Below are 16,112 nucleotides of genomic sequence, written 5' to 3'. Positions count from 1 at the left end.
CGCCGGGACATGCTTGCGCGCCGAAAGCGGCTGGCGTGCCGGTCGCTTACGCCACGTAACGCACCGGACGACCCTGCATCGCGCAACCCGCGCGCACGGCCATCACCTGGCCCTTGGTCATGGTCGGGGTCTCGTCGAAGCTGATGTAGCCGTTGTAGAGGATCTTGCTGCCGTTCGGCAGCTCGGCCTTCAGCGCGGCGATCTTGCGCGAGTCAGCGACCTGCTTGAGCGCCTTGTGGTGCGGCAGCGCAGGATCGTCGGCGATCGTCATCGCCAGGCTCTGGGCGTTGTAGCCGTCCGGCAGGTTGATGTCGTTCTCGTTGTCGAGCAGGCTGACGGCGGCGTACTTCGGATCGCCGCCCGACGGTTCGGCGGTCAGCATCTGCTGGATCGGAACCCAGGTGGTGACCTTGCGCAGCGTGCCGGCGCCGGCGCCGGCCGGGAACAGGTTCGCCACGCTGGTGTCCATGCCTTCCAGCGTGACCGAGGTCGCGGCGGCGGCCTTGACGCGGAACACGCGGTTGGTCATGCGGCTCCAGCCGCCGACGTATTCGACGTAGTCGCCGGCGGCGAAGGTGTTCGCCGCGGTGGTCAGTTCGGTCTCGGCCGCGTTGCTGGCGGCGGTGACGCTGACGATGGCGGCATAGGCGGTGGCGACCGCGTACTGGGTGCCGGTTGGGAGCGAGAGTGCCATTGATGAAGCCTTTCAAATGAAAAAGCCCGTTGCCGGGCCATTGCGCCCTTGCGGGCAAAGAAAAAGCCGCCCGGATTGCTCGGGGCGGCTTCGATGTGGGTGTCGTAGGGTCGAGCGCCGACACTATCGGGTCGGCTGCTCGTCTGCCTCGGGTGACGTTGGCGCTGTGGCGCACATTACGTGGATCGAGGGAAGTGATGGATGAATCTTAGGGGTGTTTGTTGGCAGCGCCAAGTTCTTTTTGCGTCGCCGGCGGCGCACGGCGCAGGCGTGCGCCGGCGCGCGCGCAATGCGACTGGTACAGGCCTTCCAGCTCACTCACCATGTCGGCGACCTTCTCGCGTTCGACCGCCCCGCCGCGGATCGGCTCGCGGCCGCTGCCGGCGCAGGCGGTGCAGCCGCGCTCGCCATCGACCCTGGTGCCGTGGCAGACCGCGCACTCGCCCGCCAGCCAGTGCGCCAGGCTGACCCGGGCGATCTTGGCATACATCGCGGTCGCGGCCTTGATGTCCCACTCGTGCTTGATCTTCATCCAGCCACGCGCCAGCCCCTTGGCGGTCACTGCCTCGGTCCAGGCGCGCAGCAGCGCGGCGATGGTCCGGCCGGCGCCGTCGGCGCCGTGCTGCGGAATCGGGTGCGCATACTTGGCCCGCACCAGGAGCGAGCCGAACACATTGCGCGAACCGCCCGACAGGTCAGCCAGGGCCGCTGCGGCAAGGGCGTCGGTCGCATCGTTGATCCCATCGTCGCGCAGGTCGTTGGCATGCAGCGCGCGCAAATATTTTTCTACAAACATCGTGTCTCCTGGTGTGGTGGGGCGAGCGGCGCTCGCCGGTATGCAATCAGGCGCGCAGGGGCGCCGGGCCGAACAGCGCGGCGACCAATGGATCGCGGCCATTGACTGGTGTGAAGTCCGCGTAGACGGGCGTCGGGGCCATCTCGGGATAGAGCGGCTCGACCGGATACAGCGGCGTGCCATCGCGTCCCAGTTCAGGGCCGTGTTTCCAGACGTCGGCCTTGCCCGGCTCCTTGCCGATCCGGTGCACGTGGTTCAAGTCTTCCAGCTCGATCAGACGCACGCAGACCCGCGAACGGGAGTACGCAAGCCGCCGCGCGATATCGGCGGTGGCGCACACGCCTTCCTGCAGTGCGGCGAACAGCGCGCTGTCGAAATCTTGCTGGCTCAGGCGGCGGCGCGCGTGGCCACCGGGTTCATCACTGACATCCATATTCGTTCATCCCATGGTGGTCGCGAGGCGAAGTCATTTCCGCCTCGCCGCGTCTTGCGGCTGATCAAAGTATAGGAATGCTATACAATGGAGTCAAGCAAAACTATACCCAATCGTAAAGATTTCCTATACCATGGGCATATGGAACTAAACACGACGATCGCGGGCTGGGTGAGAGAAGCGCGTACTGGCGCCGGCCTGTCCGGCACGGCGCTCGGCGCGCGGCTGGCGCTCGAGCTCGGCACCGAGCGCGGCAATACCAAAGCCAATATCTCGCACTGGGAAAACGAAAAGCACAGCCCGAACCTGAAGCAGCTGCTCGCCATTTCGCGCGTCACCGGCCGCAGCTTGCCGCCCGACATCCTGGCGTCGATGTCGGGCGCGCCGGCGAACGACTCACCTCCTGGCGGCGTGACCAACGCCCTGCGGGTGGTGGCGGCCGAAGGCGACGACGATGGTTTCGTGCAGATCCCGATGGTCAAGCTGCGGCTGTCGGCCGGTATCACCGGCTACCAGACCGAGCCGGAAAAGCGCGACGGCGGCACGCTCGGCATGCGCCGCACCTGGCTCGAGCGCAACCAATACAGTCCGTCGCACCTGATCGCGATCTACGTCAAGGGCGAGAGTATGGAGCCCTCGCTGTACGCGGGCGACATCGTGGTCATCAACACGCTCGACACCAAGCTGGTGGACGGCGCCGTGTACGCCTTCAACTACGAGGGCGAAGCCGTGGTCAAGCGCCTGGCGCGCGACGCCGGCCAGTGGTGGCTGACCTCGGACAACGTCGACGGGCGCAAATACCACCGCAAGCTGTGCCAGGGCGGCGAATGCATCGTCATCGGCCGCGTGGTGCGCAAGGAAAGCGACCGCATTTGACACTGAGCAGCGGCATCGTCACCGTGCGCGGCATCCGGATGGCGCTCGTCTTTACCGATCCCGACTGCCTGCGGGCCGGCGCCGGCGACGCCCTGCTGGCGCGGCTCGGCCCCTGGTTCCCGCGCCTGCCGATCATGCTGGCGGCGCCGCGCGCGAATCCGACGCAGGCCTACGCGCAGTTCGATACGCGCCCGCTGCTGCCGGAACTCGACCTTGCCGGCATGGTCGAACGAGAGATCGATCTCGACGGGCCGCCGCCCGACGACACCGCGCCGCCGTTCTAGGACGGCGCCTGTCCGAAGGCGCTGGGCGCGCGCTCCAGGATGCGCTGCAATGCCGGATGGTGCACGCGCCGCTCGACCGTCACGGCATAGATCTGCTCGACGATCGAATCGATCACGCCCACCTGCTCCAGTCCATACTGCACGCACAGCGACTCCGCCAGCACGGTCGGCGCCACCATGAAACCGGCGCCTGCGCCGGCGAAGGAACCGAGCAAGGCGCCATCGTCGAATTCGCCCACCACGATCGGACGCAGTCCGTGCGCTTCGAGCCAGGCCTTGAGCTGGCTGTGCAGGGCCGCGTCCTCGCCCGGCATCAGGAAGGGCGCGCCCTTCAGGCGTTGCGGGAATGGCCCGTCCCAGCGCCGGCAGACATCGCGATGAGCGACCACGGTCACCGTGCTCGATCCCAGCAGGTGACTGTGGCCGCGCACCGCGCCGCCGGGCGGCAGGCCCTGGTCCGAGATCAGCAGGTCGAGCCGGTGCGCGCTCAGGTCGTCCATCAGGTCGGCGAAGCGCCCTTCCCTGCACACCAGGTGCATGGCCAGGCCGGCGTCACGCGCCGGCTGCAGCAGGCGGAAGGCCATCGTCTTGGCGATCACGTCGCACAGGCCGACCCGCAGGGTTTCGGTCTCCGTGAACACGCCGCGCCGCACTGCCTGCTCCAGCTCGTTACCCAGGCTGAAGATCTGGTCGGCATAGCGCAGCACCGTCTTGCCGGCTTCGGTCAAGGCCAGCCCGCGTCCCTTCTTGCGCAGCAATTCCTCGCCAAGCTGGTCTTCCAGCACCTGCAACTGGGTGCTGATCGCCTGCGGCGACACGTGCAGCTGTTCCGCGGCGCGCGCCACGCTGCCCACCGTCGCGACCGCATGAAAGTATTGGAGGTGCTTGTAATTGATCATGCAATACCACCAAAAAATGGAATGATGTCGAAAGATTATTCGATTTTACTTTCGAATCATCGCGCCGTATATTGATGACTCCCAATTCTTGTAGAAGCGAGGAATGCAATGAGAAGTTATCCCACCAACAGCCCGAAAGCCATGTGCCGCCTGCTGGCGCTGGCCATGATCGTCGACGGCCGCATCGCGCCGCAGGAGCTCAAGAGCCTGCACCGCAGCGGCGTGCTCGAGGCGCTGCGGGTGAGCGAAGACACCTTCGACGACACGGCGGGCGAACTGACCCAGGACTTGCTGGCGACCAGCGCCGACCGCGCGGCCGGCATGGTCGAGATTGCGCCCGAGACGATCGACCGCCTGCTGGGCGAGGTGCAGGACGAGCTGCTGCGCGCCACTGTCCTCAAGGGCATGCTCGAGATCGTACGCGCCGACAGCGTGATCGACCACCGCGAGCGCAGGCTGCTGCGCCGCGCGATGCATGCCTGGGCCGGCTCGGGCGTCGAGGCCGGCAGCATCCATTGATGAGACGGGGCGGCGTCCTCGCATGCATACTTTGAAAGACATGCTTGCAATTCAGACGCCGCCGTTACAAAGCGACACCAATTCAACATATTGCTGGAATAACCCAGCCATACAATGAAGACCTCACATTGCGCGAGGTCCATCATGTCGAACTACTCCCCCCAGGATTCCCGGTATAACCTGACGCCGTCCGAGATGGACTGGGCCTGGCGGCTCGACCTGCGGCCGGTACACGATCCGGAACTCGGCCAGTACTACGCCCGCACCGCCCAGTTCGGCACCCATGATCCATACGCCAGCCAGGACGACATCTTCGTCTTCCACGCCACCAGGGGCATGGCCTACACGGTCCAGAGCGGCAGTTACTTCGATCCCATCGACCTGCGCATCTACGACGACGATGGCCGGGAAATCGCCAGCGACGATGGCAGCGGCGCCTATGGCTACGATTACGCCGCCTTCGTCGCTCCCTATACGGGCTGGTACTACATCGACGCATCGTGGAGCCAGGGCTACTACGATACCTATGCCAGCGTGAACGTCTACGAAGACCGGGTGCCGGTCTACCTGCCGACCAACACCATCGCCGGCACCGGCGGCCACGACATGCTGTATGGCACGCGCTCGGACGACTTCGTGGATGGTGGCGCCGGCATCGATACTTTCTGGCTGGAAGGCTATCGCGACGAATACGCGGTCAGCGTGAAAAACGGGACGATCACGGTCACCGACCTGCTGGGCCTGGACGGCGTCGACACCCTGCGCAACGTCGAGCGGCTGTCCTTCGAGGGCGGCGACGTCATTTCTTACGAAACCACGGGCTTTCCGGCCGAAGCCTATCGCCTGTACCAGGCGGCCTTCGACCGCACGCCGGACAAGGTTGGCCTGGGATACTGGATGGGCAAGATGGGTGACGGGGCAAGCCTGCACGCGGTGGCGGACGCTTTCGTCCACTCGGCCGAGTTCGGCGAACTGGTCGGTCCTAAAGCCAGCCATGCGGACATCGTCACCCTCCTCTATGCGAACGTGCTCGACCGTGCACCGGACGCGACAGGGTTTGCCTACTGGATGGATGCGCTGGACAGCAAGGAGATGACGGTGGCCGACGTGCTCGTGGGCTTCAGTGAAAGCCCGGAAAATCAGGCCAAGGTGATCGGGTCGCTGCAGGCGGGGTACGAGTTCATCGTGACCTGATCAGCAAGCAAGTCCATCGAATGGCACAGTGTGGCCCGCCCTGAGGGAATCGAACCCCCGACCCACAGCTTAGAAGGCTGTTGCTCTATCCGACTGAGCTAAGGGCGGTCCTGGAAGAGGCGCTACTATAAACCGCCAGCATTGATGCTTGCAATATGGCAGTGCAAGCCTGGCTGGCGTAGCGATGCTGAAAACAAAACAGGCCGTCCTGGGACGGCCTGTCTCGATGAATCTTTTGGTCGGAGTACAAGGATTCGAACCTTGGACCCCCTGGTCCCAAACCAGGTGCGCTACCGGGCTGCGCTACACTCCGCCGTGAGAAACATTATAAGCGATGGCGACGCGAAATGCCAGCCCCTGCCTGCATCCGACCAGGCTGGCCTTTCAATCACGCCGCCAGCTTGTCCGCGATGCGGCGCGCCATGCTCTCGGCAAGCTGTGCCTCTTTCGCTTCCACCATCACGCGGATCAGCGGTTCGGTGCCGGACGCACGGATCAGCACGCGGCCGTTGTCGCCCAGTTCGCGCTCGACCGCTTCCTTCTCGGCCACCAGCGCCTGGTCGCTGGTCCAGTCGAAGCCCGGCGTGACCTTTTTGTTGATCAGGGTCTGCGGGAACAGTTGCAACTCGCTGCAGCATTCCGCCAGCGACTTATTGCCGCGCACCAAGGCCGACAGCACTTGCAGCGCTGACACGATGCCGTCGCCGGTGCTGTGCTTGTCCAGCGCCAGCAGGTGACCCGAGCCTTCGCCGCCGAACAGCCAGCCGCGCTCTTTCATGACTTCGAGCACGTAGCGGTCGCCGACCTTGGCGCGTGCGAAGCCGATGCCCATCTGCTTGAAGGCGACTTCGAGCGCCATATTCGTCATCAGGGTGCCGACCGCGCCCGCCACTGGACCGGTGCTCATGCGGTCGCGCACCATCACGTACAGCAGCTCGTCGCCGTTGTAGACGCGGCCATTGGCGTCGACCATGATCAGGCGGTCGGCGTCGCCGTCCAGCGCGATGCCGAGGTCGGCCTTGTTGGCCACCACGGCTTCGGACAGCGCCTTCGGCGCGGTGGCGCCAAAGCCGGCATTGATATTGAAGCCGTCCGGCTGGGCGCCGATCGAGATCACTTCGGCGCCGAGTTCGTGGAACACGTGCGGCGCGATGTTGTAGGCCGCCCCGTGGGCGCTGTCGACGACGATCTTCAGGCCGCGCAGGTCGAGTTCATTCGGGAAGGTGCTCTTGCAGAATTCGATGTAGCGGCCCTGGGCGTCGCGCAGGCGGGTCGCGCGGCCGAGTTTATCGGAGGCGACGCAGCCCATCGGCTGGTCGATCGCTTCCTCGATCTCGAGCTCGACGGCGTCCGGCAGCTTGGTGCCGTGTTCCGAGAAGAACTTGATGCCGTTGTCCTGGAAGGGATTGTGCGAGGCCGAGATCACGACGCCGGCCTGCAGGCGCAGCGCGCGGGTCAGGTAGGCGATGGCCGGGGTCGGCATCGGGCCGGCCAGCATCGAATCGACGCCGGCGGCGGACAGGCCGGCTTCCAGCGCCGCTTCGAGCATATAGCCCGAGATGCGGGTGTCCTTGCCGATCAGGACGACTGGACGGCCGCTGCTCGACTTGCGGCCCTTGGCCAGGACGGTGCCGGCGGCATAGCCGAGACGCATCACGAATTCAGGAGTAATTGGCGCAACGCCCACCGTGCCACGAATGCCATCGGTGCCGAAATATTTCCGTGCCATCTAGTTCTCTTTTCTCTTATTGAAACGATTTTTACAGGACCGACAGTGGATGCATCGCCGCATGCCACACCTTCAGGGCATCGACAGTCTCCGCCACATCATGCACACGCACGATTCTAGCGCCATGCGCTACCGCAGCCAATGCCGCGCCGATGCTGCCGGCCACCCGCTGCTCGACCGGCCGCCCGGTAACGGCGCCGATCATGGATTTACGCGACATGCCGGCCAGTACCGGCAAGCCGAGTTCCTCGCGCAAGCGCGGCAAGCCGCGCAGCAAGGCGTAATTGTGTTCGACCGTCTTGCCGAAGCCGAAGCCGGGATCGACGCAGATACGCTCGCGCTCGATGCCGGCCGCGGTCATCGCATCCACCCGTTCGCGCAAGAAGGCGATCACCTCCCCCACCACGTCGTCGTAACGCGGCGCCTGCTGCATCGTGTCGGGCGTGGCCTGCATGTGCATCACGCACAGGCCGCAATCGCTGTCCTGCACCGCGTCGATCGCGCCCGGCGCACGGAAACCGTTGATGTCGTTGATCATGTCGGCGCCGGCGATCAGCGCTTCGCGCATGACCTCGGGCTTGCAGGTGTCGACCGACAGCGCGACGTCGAGCGTGCGCAGCGCGTACAGGGTCGGCATCACGCGCCGCAGTTCTTCGTCGAGCGGCACGCTGGGCGAGCCGGGACGGGTCGATTCGCCGCCGATGTCGATCATGGTGGCGCCATCCTTGATCATCGTCTCGGCATGGGTCAGCGCAAACTCGAGGCCCTGGTAGCGGCCACCGTCGGAGAACGAGTCGGGGGTAATGTTGAGGATGCCCATCACCACTGGATAGGCAGCTTCGGCCCCCTCCAGCGCGAAGCTGAAGTGGCCGCATTGCAGTTTTTTGGTCATGGCGAAAAACAGCGGGGTCAGGTCTGACAATCAGACACGGCCTCGACAATAAACGTATTTAAAGGTTGAGTTCGTGTCCGAATGTCAGACCTGACCCCAGCTTTTTGTAAAACAAAAAAGGCACCCTGACGGGTGCCTTTGAGGGGAGAGACAGCGTCAGGCCGGTGCGGTGGCATTCGGCGCCACACCGCCCGAGCCGCTGTCGCCTGGCGGCGTGCGCTTGGTCAGCACGGTCTTCGGCTGGCGCGGCTCGCGGCCGGCCATGATGTCGTTGATCTGCTCGGAATCGATGGTTTCCCAGTCGAGCAGCGCCTTGGTCATCATCTCGACCTTTTCGCGGTTCTCTTCCAGCAGACGGCGTGCCAGCGCGTACTGCGTGTCGAGGATGGCGCGGATCTCGGCGTCGACCTTCTGCTGCGTCGCTTCCGAGATGGTCTTGGTCGCGCCGCCAAAGAAGCCTTCGTTCTCGCTGTCTTCGTAGACCATCACGCCCATGCTGTCGGACATGCCGAAGCGGGTGACCATCGAGCGCGCCAGCTTGGTGGCACGCGAAAAGTCGTTCGATGCGCCGGTCGACATTTGGCCGACAAAGATCTCTTCAGCAATACGGCCGCCGAACAGGATCGAGATTTCCTCGAGCATCTTGTCTTTGTAGCCAGACAGCGCGTCGTGCTCCGGCAGCTGCCAGGTCAAGCCCAGCGCGTAACCGCGCGGCATGATCGTGACCTTGTGCACCGGGTCGGCCTTCGGCAGCAGCTTGGCGACCACCGCGTGGCCCGACTCGTGATAGGCCGTGTTGCGGCGTTCTTCTTCGCGCATGACCATCGACTTGCGCTCCGGACCCATATAGATCTTGTCCTTGGCGTCTTCGAAGTCGATCATCTCGACCAGGCGCTTGCTGCGGCGTGCGGCGAACAGCGCGGCTTCGTTGACCAGGTTGGCCAGGTCGGCGCCCGAGAAGCCCGGGGTGCCGCGCGCCAGGATGTCGGCCTTGACGTCGGTGCCGATCGGCACTTTACGCATGTGCACGTTGAGGATCTGTTCGCGGCCGCGGATGTCCGGCAGGCCCACCATCACCTGGCGGTCGAAACGGCCCGGACGCAGCAGCGCTTTATCCAGCACGTCGGCGCGGTTGGTGGCGGCGATCACGATCACGCCCGATTGCGCCTCAAAGCCGTCCATCTCGACCAGCAGCTGGTTGAGGGTCTGTTCGCGTTCGTCGTTACCGCCGCCCATGCCAGCGCCACGGTGACGGCCGACCGCGTCGATCTCGTCGATGAAGATGATGCAAGGCGAATGCTTCTTGGCGTTCTCGAACATGTCGCGAACACGCGACGCACCGACGCCGACGAACATCTCGACGAAGTCGGAACCCGAGATCGAGAAGAACGGCACCTTGGCTTCGCCGGCGATGGCGCGCGCCAGCAGGGTCTTGCCGGTACCCGGAGGACCGACCATCAGCACGCCGCGTGGAATGCGGCCACCCAATTTCTGGAATTTGGTTGGATCCTTGAGGAAGTCGACGATTTCCGAGACTTCTTCTTTCGCTTCGTCGCAACCGGCGACGTCGGCGAAGGTGACGGTGTTATTGGTTTCGTCGAGCATGCGCGCCTTCGACTTGCCGAAGGAGAAAGCGCCGCCCTTGCCGCCGCCCTGCATCTGGCGCATGAAGAACACCCAGACGCCGATCAGGAGCAGCATCGGGAACCACGAAATGAAGACCTGCTGCAGGAACGATGGCTCTTCCGGCGGCTTCACGTCGAAGCGCACGCCGTTTTCGCGCAGGTCGCCGATCAGGCCGCGGTCCAGGATGGTCGCGGTCGCGCGCACCTTGGAATCGTCGCTGCGGGTGGCGGTGATATTCGAGCCTTCGATCGTCACATCCTTGATGCGACGTTGTTTGATCTCATCGAGCAGCTCGGAATAAGCAATGGTCTTGCTGCCGCCGGCGACGCTATGGGTGTCGAACTGCTTGAACAGCATGAACAACAGCAGCGCGACGACCACCCAGATGGCGGATTTGGAAAACATATTATTCACGAGCACTCCTCCGATGCAATTGCATCTCTACCGATTTCAGTATTCTGATTTTACCCGCAATAAGCCGACACCGCCACGCGGTGCAGGCAATAGTGCCAAAATACTATGTTTTTACGTCCCAATGGCCGCAGGCCGCCCCGTAAGGAGGCGCAAGCAGCGGGATCACGCGGCAGATGTATGGCCGCGCGCCAGGATTTCAAGGGGCAATTCTATGCCCGGATGCAGGTTTATGCCGATGGGTTCTTCAGGCCGCGCCCCAGCAGGAAAATCTCGGATGATTTGTCGCGACTCGCTTTGGGCTTGACCTGTTTCACCACCTTGAATTCGGTCCGGAATTTCTCCAGGATTTGTGTAAAACCCATGTCTTTAAAGCACTTTACCAGCAATGCCCCTTCGGGTTTCAGGTGGGCCTGCGAAAATTCGATCGCCAGATCGATTAAATGTTCCATGCGCGCCGCATCGGCATGACTGATGCCGGACAAATTGGGCGCCATATCGGACAGCACCACATCGACTCTGCGGCCGGACAGGACAGTATCCAGCTGGGAGAGCACTTCTTCTTCTCGGAAGTCACCCTGGATATATTGAACGTCCGCGATGGCTTCCATTGGCAGGATGTCCAGGCCGATGATGGTGCCATTGATCCCGCCGCCGTCCTTGCCTGCCAGCTTGCGCCGGGTGTACTGGGCCCAGCTGCCGGGGGTGCAACCGAGGTCGACCACGGTGTGGCCGGACTTGATGAGCTTTTCAGCCTCATCGATCTCCTTGAGTTTGTAGGCCGCACGTGCCCGATAACCCTCTTTTTGTGCAAGTTTCACGTAGGGATCGTTAATATGGTCGTGTAACCAGTTTTTGTTTAATTTGTTCTTGGCCATTCGCGTAGAATACTGCTTTTATAGGTACATCAAAAAATATTGTTATGATCAAACTCACACCGGCCGAGCGCAGCGCCCTGCGCGCAGAAGCTCACGGGCTCAATCCAGTCGTCATGATCGGCGAAGCCGGCCTTACCGAATCCGTCGTCAAGGAAATCTCGGCCAGCCTCGATGCGCACGGCCTGATCAAGGTGCGCGTGTTCGGCGACGACCGCGAAGCGCGCGTCGCCATGTACGACCAGATCGCCACCGATCTCGACACCGCCCAGGTCCAGCACATCGGCAAGCTGCTGGTCCTCTACCGTCCAAAGAAAGAGGCGGTCAAGGAGCGCAGCGGCAAATCGGGCCCGGGCATGCGCGAAGTCACCATCGTCAAGGCCAGCGCCAGCGGCACCAAGAAGCCGAGCGTCACCAAGGTCATGCTGAAGGGGAACGAACGCGTCACCGCCGGCGGCAACATCAAGCGCGCCAAACCGCGTCAGACCAGTTCCAAGAAAAATTCGCTGAATAAGTGAACAAAAAAACCGGGGCAACCCGGTTTTTTTACGTCGGTACAGTTTGCGCTCAACGCAATCTGACCAGCAGCCACGCTCCGAGCAAGCTCTGCACGAGATAGAACAGCTGCGACACCCCATGCATCACGGCGAACTGCGTCCAGTACGGCGACGCCCTCACCCCGCCCGGCCCGGCCAGCTCACGCAATTGCGCCATGGCCGGCTGCAAGCCGACGAAAATCACCAGCGTACACGCCAGCATCGCCAGCACCAGCAGGCTCAGGAATTTGCGACGCGGCGGCGCCAGGTCGGTCGACAGCCGCAGCAAGACCAGCAGCACGACGGCGCAGGCGATCGACAACCACGCCTGGCGCGTGAGCAGCACCGCGACCAGGTCGCCCGCCTGCACACTGTCCAGGACGGCGAACGCCGCCGGCGCCGCGATATAGCCGAGCGCCCACAGGACACCCGCCCACAGCGCGGCTACCAGCAGGCGTGCCGCCGGCAGGCGCCCTGCCTTCACCCCACTGGCCGCCGCCGCGCCCATCAGACGTAGCGGACTTCGAGGATTTCGTATTCGCGCGGACCCGACGGGGCCTGCACTTCAACCACGTCTTCGGCAAACTTGCCGATCAGCGCGCGCGCGATCGGCGAGGTCACCGAGACCTTGTTCAGTTTCAGGTCGGCTTCATCCATGCCGACGATCTGGTAGGTGACTTTCTGGCCCGATTCCAGGTCTTCGAGGTCGACGGTGGCGCCGAACACGACGCGGCCTTCGGCGTCGAGCGTCGACGGATCGATGACCTGGGCGGTCGAGAGCTTGCCTTCGAGCTCGGCGATGCGACCTTCGACGAAGGCCTGGCGCTCCTTGGCGGCGTCGTACTCGGCGTTTTCGGACAGGTCGCCATGCGAACGCGCCTCGGCGATCGCGTCGATCACGATGCGGCGCTCCTTGGTCTTGAGCTGGTGCAGCTCTTCTTTCAGGAGTTCTGCGCCGAATTTGGTCAGTGGTGTGTTCATGGTTCTCTGCTGTTTGTGTTGTACGGGACACCCGTAGCGTCTCAAAGCGAAAACCACAGAGGCGCGCGGCGCCAAGGCCGCGCGAGCTCTGTGGTTCACTTGTGTACTAAGCTGTCCTACGGGTACTGCGTGTGCTTAGTGTAAGGTTTTATGCAGGCCTTGTAAATCGTACACGCGCAGTTCGTCGATGTGACGCATGCCCTCGATCGCCGCTTCGGCGCCGAAGATCGTGGTGTAGGTCACCACGTGCGCCGCCAGCGCCGAGGTACGGATCGCGCGCGAATCGTTGATCGCGCTGCGCTTTTCCTCGACCGTGTTCACGACCATCACGATTTCACGGTTCTTGATCATGTCGACCACATGCGGACGGCCTTCCAGCACCTTGTTCACCGAACGCACCGGGATGCCGGCGGCAGCGATCACGGCCGCGGTGCCCTTGGTCGCCACCAGGTCGAAGCCCAGCGCTACCAGGTCGCGCGCCACGGCCACGGTGCGCGGCTTGTCGGACGACTTCACCGACAGGAACACCGTGCCCGACTTCGGCAGCTTGATGCCGGCCGCCAGCTGCGACTTGACGAAGGCTTCGCCGAAGGTGGTGCCCACGCCCATGACTTCGCCGGTCGATTTCATCTCTGGTCCCAGGATGGTATCGACGCCAGGGAATTTCACGAACGGGAACACGACTTCCTTGACGCTGTAGAACGGCGGGATCACCTCTTTGGTGATGCCCTGCTGCGCCAGGGTCTGGCCGACCATGCAGCGCGCCGCGATCTTGGCCAGCTGCAGGCCAGTCGCCTTCGAGACGAACGGCACGGTACGCGAGGCGCGCGGGTTCACTTCCAGCACATAGACGGTGTCGACGGTCTGGCCGTTCTCTTCCGATTGCTTGATCGCGAACTGCACGTTCATCAGGCCGACCACGTTCAGGGCCTTGGCCATCAGCGAGGTCTGGCGCTTGAGTTCATCGATGGTGCTTTGTGACAGCGAGTACGGCGGCAGCGAGCAGGCCGAGTCGCCCGAGTGCACGCCGGCCTGTTCGATGTGTTCCATCACGCCGCCGATGAAGGTGGCTTCGCCGTCCGAGATGCAGTCGACGTCGACTTCGATGGCGTCGTTCAGGAAGCGATCCAGCAGCACCGGCGAATCGTGAGAGACCTTGACCGCTTCGCGCATATAGCGCTCCAGGTCGCGCTGCTCGTGGACGATTTCCATCGCGCGGCCGCCCAGCACGTAGGAAGGACGCACCACCAGCGGGTAGCCGATCTCTTCGGCCAGCGCCAGGGCGTCGGCTTCGGTGCGCGCGGTGCGGTTCGGCGGCTGGCGCAGATCCAGCTTTTGCAGCAGTTGCTGGAAACGCTCGCGGTCTTCGGCGGCGTCGATCATGTCCGGCGAGGTGCCGATGATCGGCACGCCGTTCGCTTCCAGGTCCAGCGCCAGCTTCAATGGAGTCTGGCCGCCGTACTGCACGATCACGCCGACCGGCTTTTCCAGTTCCACGATCTCGAGCACGTCTTCCAGGGTCAGCGATTCGAAGTACAGGCGGTCCGAGGTATCGTAGTCGGTCGACACGGTCTCCGGATTGCAGTTGACCATGATGGTCTCGTAGCCGTCTTCGCGCATGGCGAGGGCCGCGTGGACGCAGCAGTAGTCGAACTCGATGCCCTGGCCGATACGGTTCGGGCCACCGCCCAGCACCATGATCTTCTTCTTGTCGGTCGGGTTCGATTCGCATTCCTCATCGTACGTCGAGTACATGTAGGCGGTATTGGTCGCGAACTCGGCGGCGCAGGTGTCGACGCGCTTGTACACCGGACGGATGGCCAGCTCGTGACGGCGCGCACGCACGGCCATCGGCTCGACTTTCAGCAGGAAGGCCAAGCGGCGGTCGGCGAAGCCCTTCTGTTTGAGCTTGTACAGCGTGGCCCTGTCCAGCGACTCCAGGGTCTGGGTCTCGAGCCACAGCTCGATGTCCACGATCTCCTTGATCTGCACCAGGAACCACGGATCGATCTTGGTCAGATTGTGCACTTCTTCCAGGGTGAAGCCCTGGGCGAAAGCGTCGCCGACGTACCAGATGCGGTCCGGGCCAGGTTCGCCCAGCTCTTCCTCGATCTTTTCGCGGTCGCGGGTCTTTTCGTTCAGGCCGTCGACGCCGACTTCCAGGCCGCGCAGGGCTTTCTGGAACGATTCCTGGAAGGTGCGGCCCATCGCCATGACTTCACCGACCGATTTCATCTGCGTGGTCAGGTGCTTGTCGGCGGTCGGGAATTTCTCGAACGTGAAGCGCGGGATCTTGGTGACGACGTAGTCGATCGACGGCTCGAACGAGGCCGGGGTCGCGCCGCCGGTGATCTCGTTGCGCAGCTCGTCCAGCGTGAAACCGACGGCCAGCTTCGCGGCCACTTTGGCGATCGGGAAGCCGGTGGCTTTCGAGGCCAGCGCCGACGAACGCGACACGCGCGGGTTCATCTCGATGACGATCATGCGGCCGTCTTTCGGATTGATCGAGAACTGCACGTTCGAGCCGCCGGTGTCGACGCCGATCTCGCGCAGCACGTCGATCGACGCGTTACGCATGATCTGGTATTCCTTGTCGGTCAGGGTCTGCGCCGGCGCCACGGTGATCGAGTCGCCGGTGTGCACGCCCATCGGATCCAGGTTCTCGATCGAGCAGATGATGATGCAGTTGTCGTTCTTGTCGCGAACAACTTCCATCTCGTACTCTTTCCAGCCGAGCAGGGATTCTTCGATCAGCAGCTCGTTGGTCGGCGATGCTTCCAGGCCGCGCTTGCAGATCGCTTCGAATTCTTCTTCGTTGTAGGCGATGCCGCCGCCGCTGCCGCCCATGGTGAACGAAGGACGGATGATGGTCGGGAAGCCCAGTTCGCGCTGCACGGTCCAGGCTTCGTCCATCGAGTGGGCCACGCCCGAACGCGCCGAGCCCAGGCCGATCTTGGTCATCGCGTCCTTGAACTTCGAACGGTCTTCGGCCTTGTCGATCGCTTCCGGGGTCGCGCCGATCAGCTCGACCTTGTACTTGTCCAGCACGCCGTGGCGGTGCAGGTCGAGCGCGCAGTTGAGCGCGGTCTGGCCGCCCATGGTCGGCAGGATCGCGTCGGGACGCTCTTTCTCGATGATGCGCTCGACGACCTTCCAGGTGATCGGCTCGATATAGGTCACGTCCGCCGTTTCCGGGTCGGTCATGATGGTCGCCGGGTTCGAGTTGACCAGGATGACCTTGTAGCCTTCTTCGCGCAAGGCCTTGCAGGCCTGGGCGCCGGAGTAGTCGAATTCGACTGCCTGGCCGATGACGATCGGACCGGCGCCGATGATCAGGATGCTTTTGATATCACTACGTTTTGGCATA

At 63.4% G+C, this 16,112-nt stretch carries 16 protein-coding genes and 2 tRNA genes; 5 read left to right on the top strand and 13 right to left on the bottom strand.

Going from position 1 to position 16,112, the window contains the following annotated elements:
• Positions 1-46: 46 nt before the first annotated feature.
• From SOM28_RS08210 to SOM28_RS08200, 3 genes are all read right to left on the bottom strand, one after another.
• Positions 47-694 carry a phage tail protein gene (locus tag SOM28_RS08210; protein ID WP_123067600.1) on the bottom strand — a complete coding sequence of 216 codons (648 nt, stop codon included), beginning with the start codon at positions 692-694 and terminating at the stop codon, positions 47-49.
• A gap of 208 nt (positions 695-902) precedes the next feature.
• On the bottom strand, positions 903-1,490 hold the full coding sequence (locus tag SOM28_RS08205; protein ID WP_123067601.1) for a hypothetical protein: 588 nt from the start codon (positions 1,488-1,490) through the stop codon (positions 903-905).
• A 46-nt stretch (positions 1,491-1,536) separates the two neighbouring features.
• Positions 1,537-1,923 (bottom strand): hypothetical protein, encoded by a 387-nt coding sequence (locus SOM28_RS08200; RefSeq protein ID WP_123067602.1) that lies wholly within the window; start codon positions 1,921-1,923, stop codon positions 1,537-1,539.
• Between the two features lie 141 nt (positions 1,924-2,064).
• Here SOM28_RS08200 and SOM28_RS08195 point away from each other — a divergent pair, with 141 nt between their 5' ends.
• Together SOM28_RS08195 and SOM28_RS08190 are read left to right on the top strand one after the other, a co-directional pair.
• Positions 2,065-2,799 (top strand): S24 family peptidase, encoded by a 735-nt coding sequence (locus tag SOM28_RS08195; RefSeq protein ID WP_320467803.1) that lies wholly within the window; start codon positions 2,065-2,067, stop codon positions 2,797-2,799.
• Positions 2,796-3,083, top strand: coding sequence for a hypothetical protein (locus tag SOM28_RS08190; protein ID WP_320467802.1), 288 nt, complete (start codon positions 2,796-2,798; stop codon positions 3,081-3,083). The genes SOM28_RS08195 and SOM28_RS08190 overlap by 4 nt, the downstream gene beginning before the upstream one ends.
• Here the strand turns inward: SOM28_RS08190 and SOM28_RS08185 are convergent.
• Positions 3,080-3,982, bottom strand: a complete 903-nt coding sequence (locus tag SOM28_RS08185; protein WP_320467801.1) for a LysR family transcriptional regulator — start codon at positions 3,980-3,982, stop codon at positions 3,080-3,082. The two genes, SOM28_RS08190 and SOM28_RS08185, sit on opposite strands and share 4 nt — an antisense overlap.
• A gap of 108 nt (positions 3,983-4,090) precedes the next feature.
• Between SOM28_RS08185 and SOM28_RS08180 the strand changes: the two genes are divergently transcribed.
• Together SOM28_RS08180 and SOM28_RS08175 are read left to right on the top strand one after the other, a co-directional pair.
• A complete protein-coding gene (locus SOM28_RS08180) occupies positions 4,091-4,501 on the top strand; it encodes a tellurite resistance TerB family protein (protein ID WP_320467800.1) in 411 nt (136 codons plus the stop codon).
• A gap of 144 nt (positions 4,502-4,645) precedes the next feature.
• A complete protein-coding gene (locus SOM28_RS08175) occupies positions 4,646-5,695 on the top strand; it encodes a DUF4214 domain-containing protein (RefSeq protein ID WP_320467799.1) in 1,050 nt (349 codons plus the stop codon).
• Positions 5,696-5,726: 31 nt separating this feature from the next.
• On the opposite strand, the gene SOM28_RS08170 is transcribed toward SOM28_RS08175, so the two are convergent.
• The 6 genes from SOM28_RS08170 to SOM28_RS08145 all read right to left on the bottom strand — a co-directional run bounded on the left by SOM28_RS08170 (position 5,727) and on the right by SOM28_RS08145 (position 11,231).
• Positions 5,727-5,803 (bottom strand) — tRNA-Arg (locus tag SOM28_RS08170).
• A gap of 128 nt (positions 5,804-5,931) precedes the next feature.
• A tRNA-Pro gene (locus SOM28_RS08165) sits at positions 5,932-6,008 on the bottom strand.
• Positions 6,009-6,083: 75 nt separating this feature from the next.
• Positions 6,084-7,424: a phosphoglucosamine mutase gene (gene glmM / locus SOM28_RS08160; protein WP_123067607.1), complete on the bottom strand. Its 1,341-nt coding sequence runs from the start codon at positions 7,422-7,424 to the stop codon at positions 6,084-6,086.
• Positions 7,425-7,455: 31 nt separating this feature from the next.
• The gene (folP, locus tag SOM28_RS08155) at positions 7,456-8,316 is read right to left on the bottom strand and encodes a dihydropteroate synthase (RefSeq protein ID WP_320467798.1); all 861 of its coding nucleotides are present in this window, start codon (positions 8,314-8,316) and stop codon (positions 7,456-7,458) included.
• Between the two features lie 156 nt (positions 8,317-8,472).
• Positions 8,473-10,356, bottom strand: a complete 1,884-nt coding sequence (gene ftsH, locus SOM28_RS08150; RefSeq protein WP_320467797.1) for an ATP-dependent zinc metalloprotease FtsH — start codon at positions 10,354-10,356, stop codon at positions 8,473-8,475.
• Between the two features lie 227 nt (positions 10,357-10,583).
• Positions 10,584-11,231 (bottom strand): RlmE family RNA methyltransferase, encoded by a 648-nt coding sequence (locus SOM28_RS08145; protein ID WP_123072169.1) that lies wholly within the window; start codon positions 11,229-11,231, stop codon positions 10,584-10,586.
• Positions 11,232-11,275: 44 nt separating this feature from the next.
• Here SOM28_RS08145 and yhbY point away from each other — a divergent pair, with 44 nt between their 5' ends.
• On the top strand, positions 11,276-11,746 hold the full coding sequence (gene yhbY / locus SOM28_RS08140) for a ribosome assembly RNA-binding protein YhbY (RefSeq protein ID WP_123072170.1): 471 nt from the start codon (positions 11,276-11,278) through the stop codon (positions 11,744-11,746).
• 49 nt (positions 11,747-11,795) lie between these two features.
• Here the strand turns inward: yhbY and SOM28_RS08135 are convergent, their stop codons facing one another.
• The 3 genes from SOM28_RS08135 to carB all read right to left on the bottom strand — a co-directional run bounded on the left by SOM28_RS08135 (position 11,796) and on the right by carB (position 16,111).
• Positions 11,796-12,248, bottom strand: coding sequence for a DUF4149 domain-containing protein (locus SOM28_RS08135; protein WP_320467796.1), 453 nt, complete (start codon positions 12,246-12,248; stop codon positions 11,796-11,798).
• Positions 12,249-12,271: 23 nt separating this feature from the next.
• Positions 12,272-12,745: a transcription elongation factor GreA gene (gene greA, locus SOM28_RS08130; protein WP_123072171.1), complete on the bottom strand. Its 474-nt coding sequence runs from the start codon at positions 12,743-12,745 to the stop codon at positions 12,272-12,274.
• 135 nt (positions 12,746-12,880) lie between these two features.
• Entirely contained in the window at positions 12,881-16,111 is a 3,231-nt protein-coding gene (gene carB / locus SOM28_RS08125) for a carbamoyl-phosphate synthase large subunit (RefSeq protein WP_320467795.1), read from the bottom strand.
• Between the last annotated feature and the right edge of the window lies 1 nt (position 16,112).

It is taken from the genome of Massilia sp. CFBP9026, assembly GCF_034045165.1.
GTDB classification, from domain to species: domain Bacteria; phylum Pseudomonadota; class Gammaproteobacteria; order Burkholderiales; family Burkholderiaceae_D; genus Telluria; species Telluria arenae.
The sequence above is the reverse complement of the archived record's forward strand: the minus strand, read 5'-3'. Positions and strand labels throughout refer to the sequence as shown.

What these genes read in the sequence shown, in the direction of transcription:
- carB (WP_320467795.1), bottom strand. Translation starts at nt 16,111, where the DNA reads ATGCCAAAACGTAGTGATATCAAAAGCATCCTGATCATCGGCGCCGGT.
- SOM28_RS08205 (WP_123067601.1), bottom strand. Translation starts at nt 1,490, where the DNA reads ATGTTTGTAGAAAAATATTTGCGCGCGCTGCATGCCAACGACCTGCGC.
- glmM (WP_123067607.1), bottom strand. Translation starts at nt 7,424, where the DNA reads ATGGCACGGAAATATTTCGGCACCGATGGCATTCGTGGCACGGTGGGC.
- folP (WP_320467798.1), bottom strand. Translation starts at nt 8,316, where the DNA reads ATGACCAAAAAACTGCAATGCGGCCACTTCAGCTTCGCGCTGGAGGGG.
- SOM28_RS08175 (WP_320467799.1), top strand. Translation starts at nt 4,646, where the DNA reads ATGTCGAACTACTCCCCCCAGGATTCCCGGTATAACCTGACGCCGTCC.
- SOM28_RS08185 (WP_320467801.1), bottom strand. Translation starts at nt 3,982, where the DNA reads ATGATCAATTACAAGCACCTCCAATACTTTCATGCGGTCGCGACGGTG.
- greA (WP_123072171.1), bottom strand. Translation starts at nt 12,745, where the DNA reads ATGAACACACCACTGACCAAATTCGGCGCAGAACTCCTGAAAGAAGAG.
- yhbY (WP_123072170.1), top strand. Translation starts at nt 11,276, where the DNA reads ATGATCAAACTCACACCGGCCGAGCGCAGCGCCCTGCGCGCAGAAGCT.
- SOM28_RS08145 (WP_123072169.1), bottom strand. Translation starts at nt 11,231, where the DNA reads ATGGCCAAGAACAAATTAAACAAAAACTGGTTACACGACCATATTAAC.
- SOM28_RS08195 (WP_320467803.1), top strand. Translation starts at nt 2,065, where the DNA reads ATGGAACTAAACACGACGATCGCGGGCTGGGTGAGAGAAGCGCGTACT.
- SOM28_RS08200 (WP_123067602.1), bottom strand. Translation starts at nt 1,923, where the DNA reads ATGGATGTCAGTGATGAACCCGGTGGCCACGCGCGCCGCCGCCTGAGC.
- SOM28_RS08180 (WP_320467800.1), top strand. Translation starts at nt 4,091, where the DNA reads ATGAGAAGTTATCCCACCAACAGCCCGAAAGCCATGTGCCGCCTGCTG.
- SOM28_RS08210 (WP_123067600.1), bottom strand. Translation starts at nt 694, where the DNA reads ATGGCACTCTCGCTCCCAACCGGCACCCAGTACGCGGTCGCCACCGCC.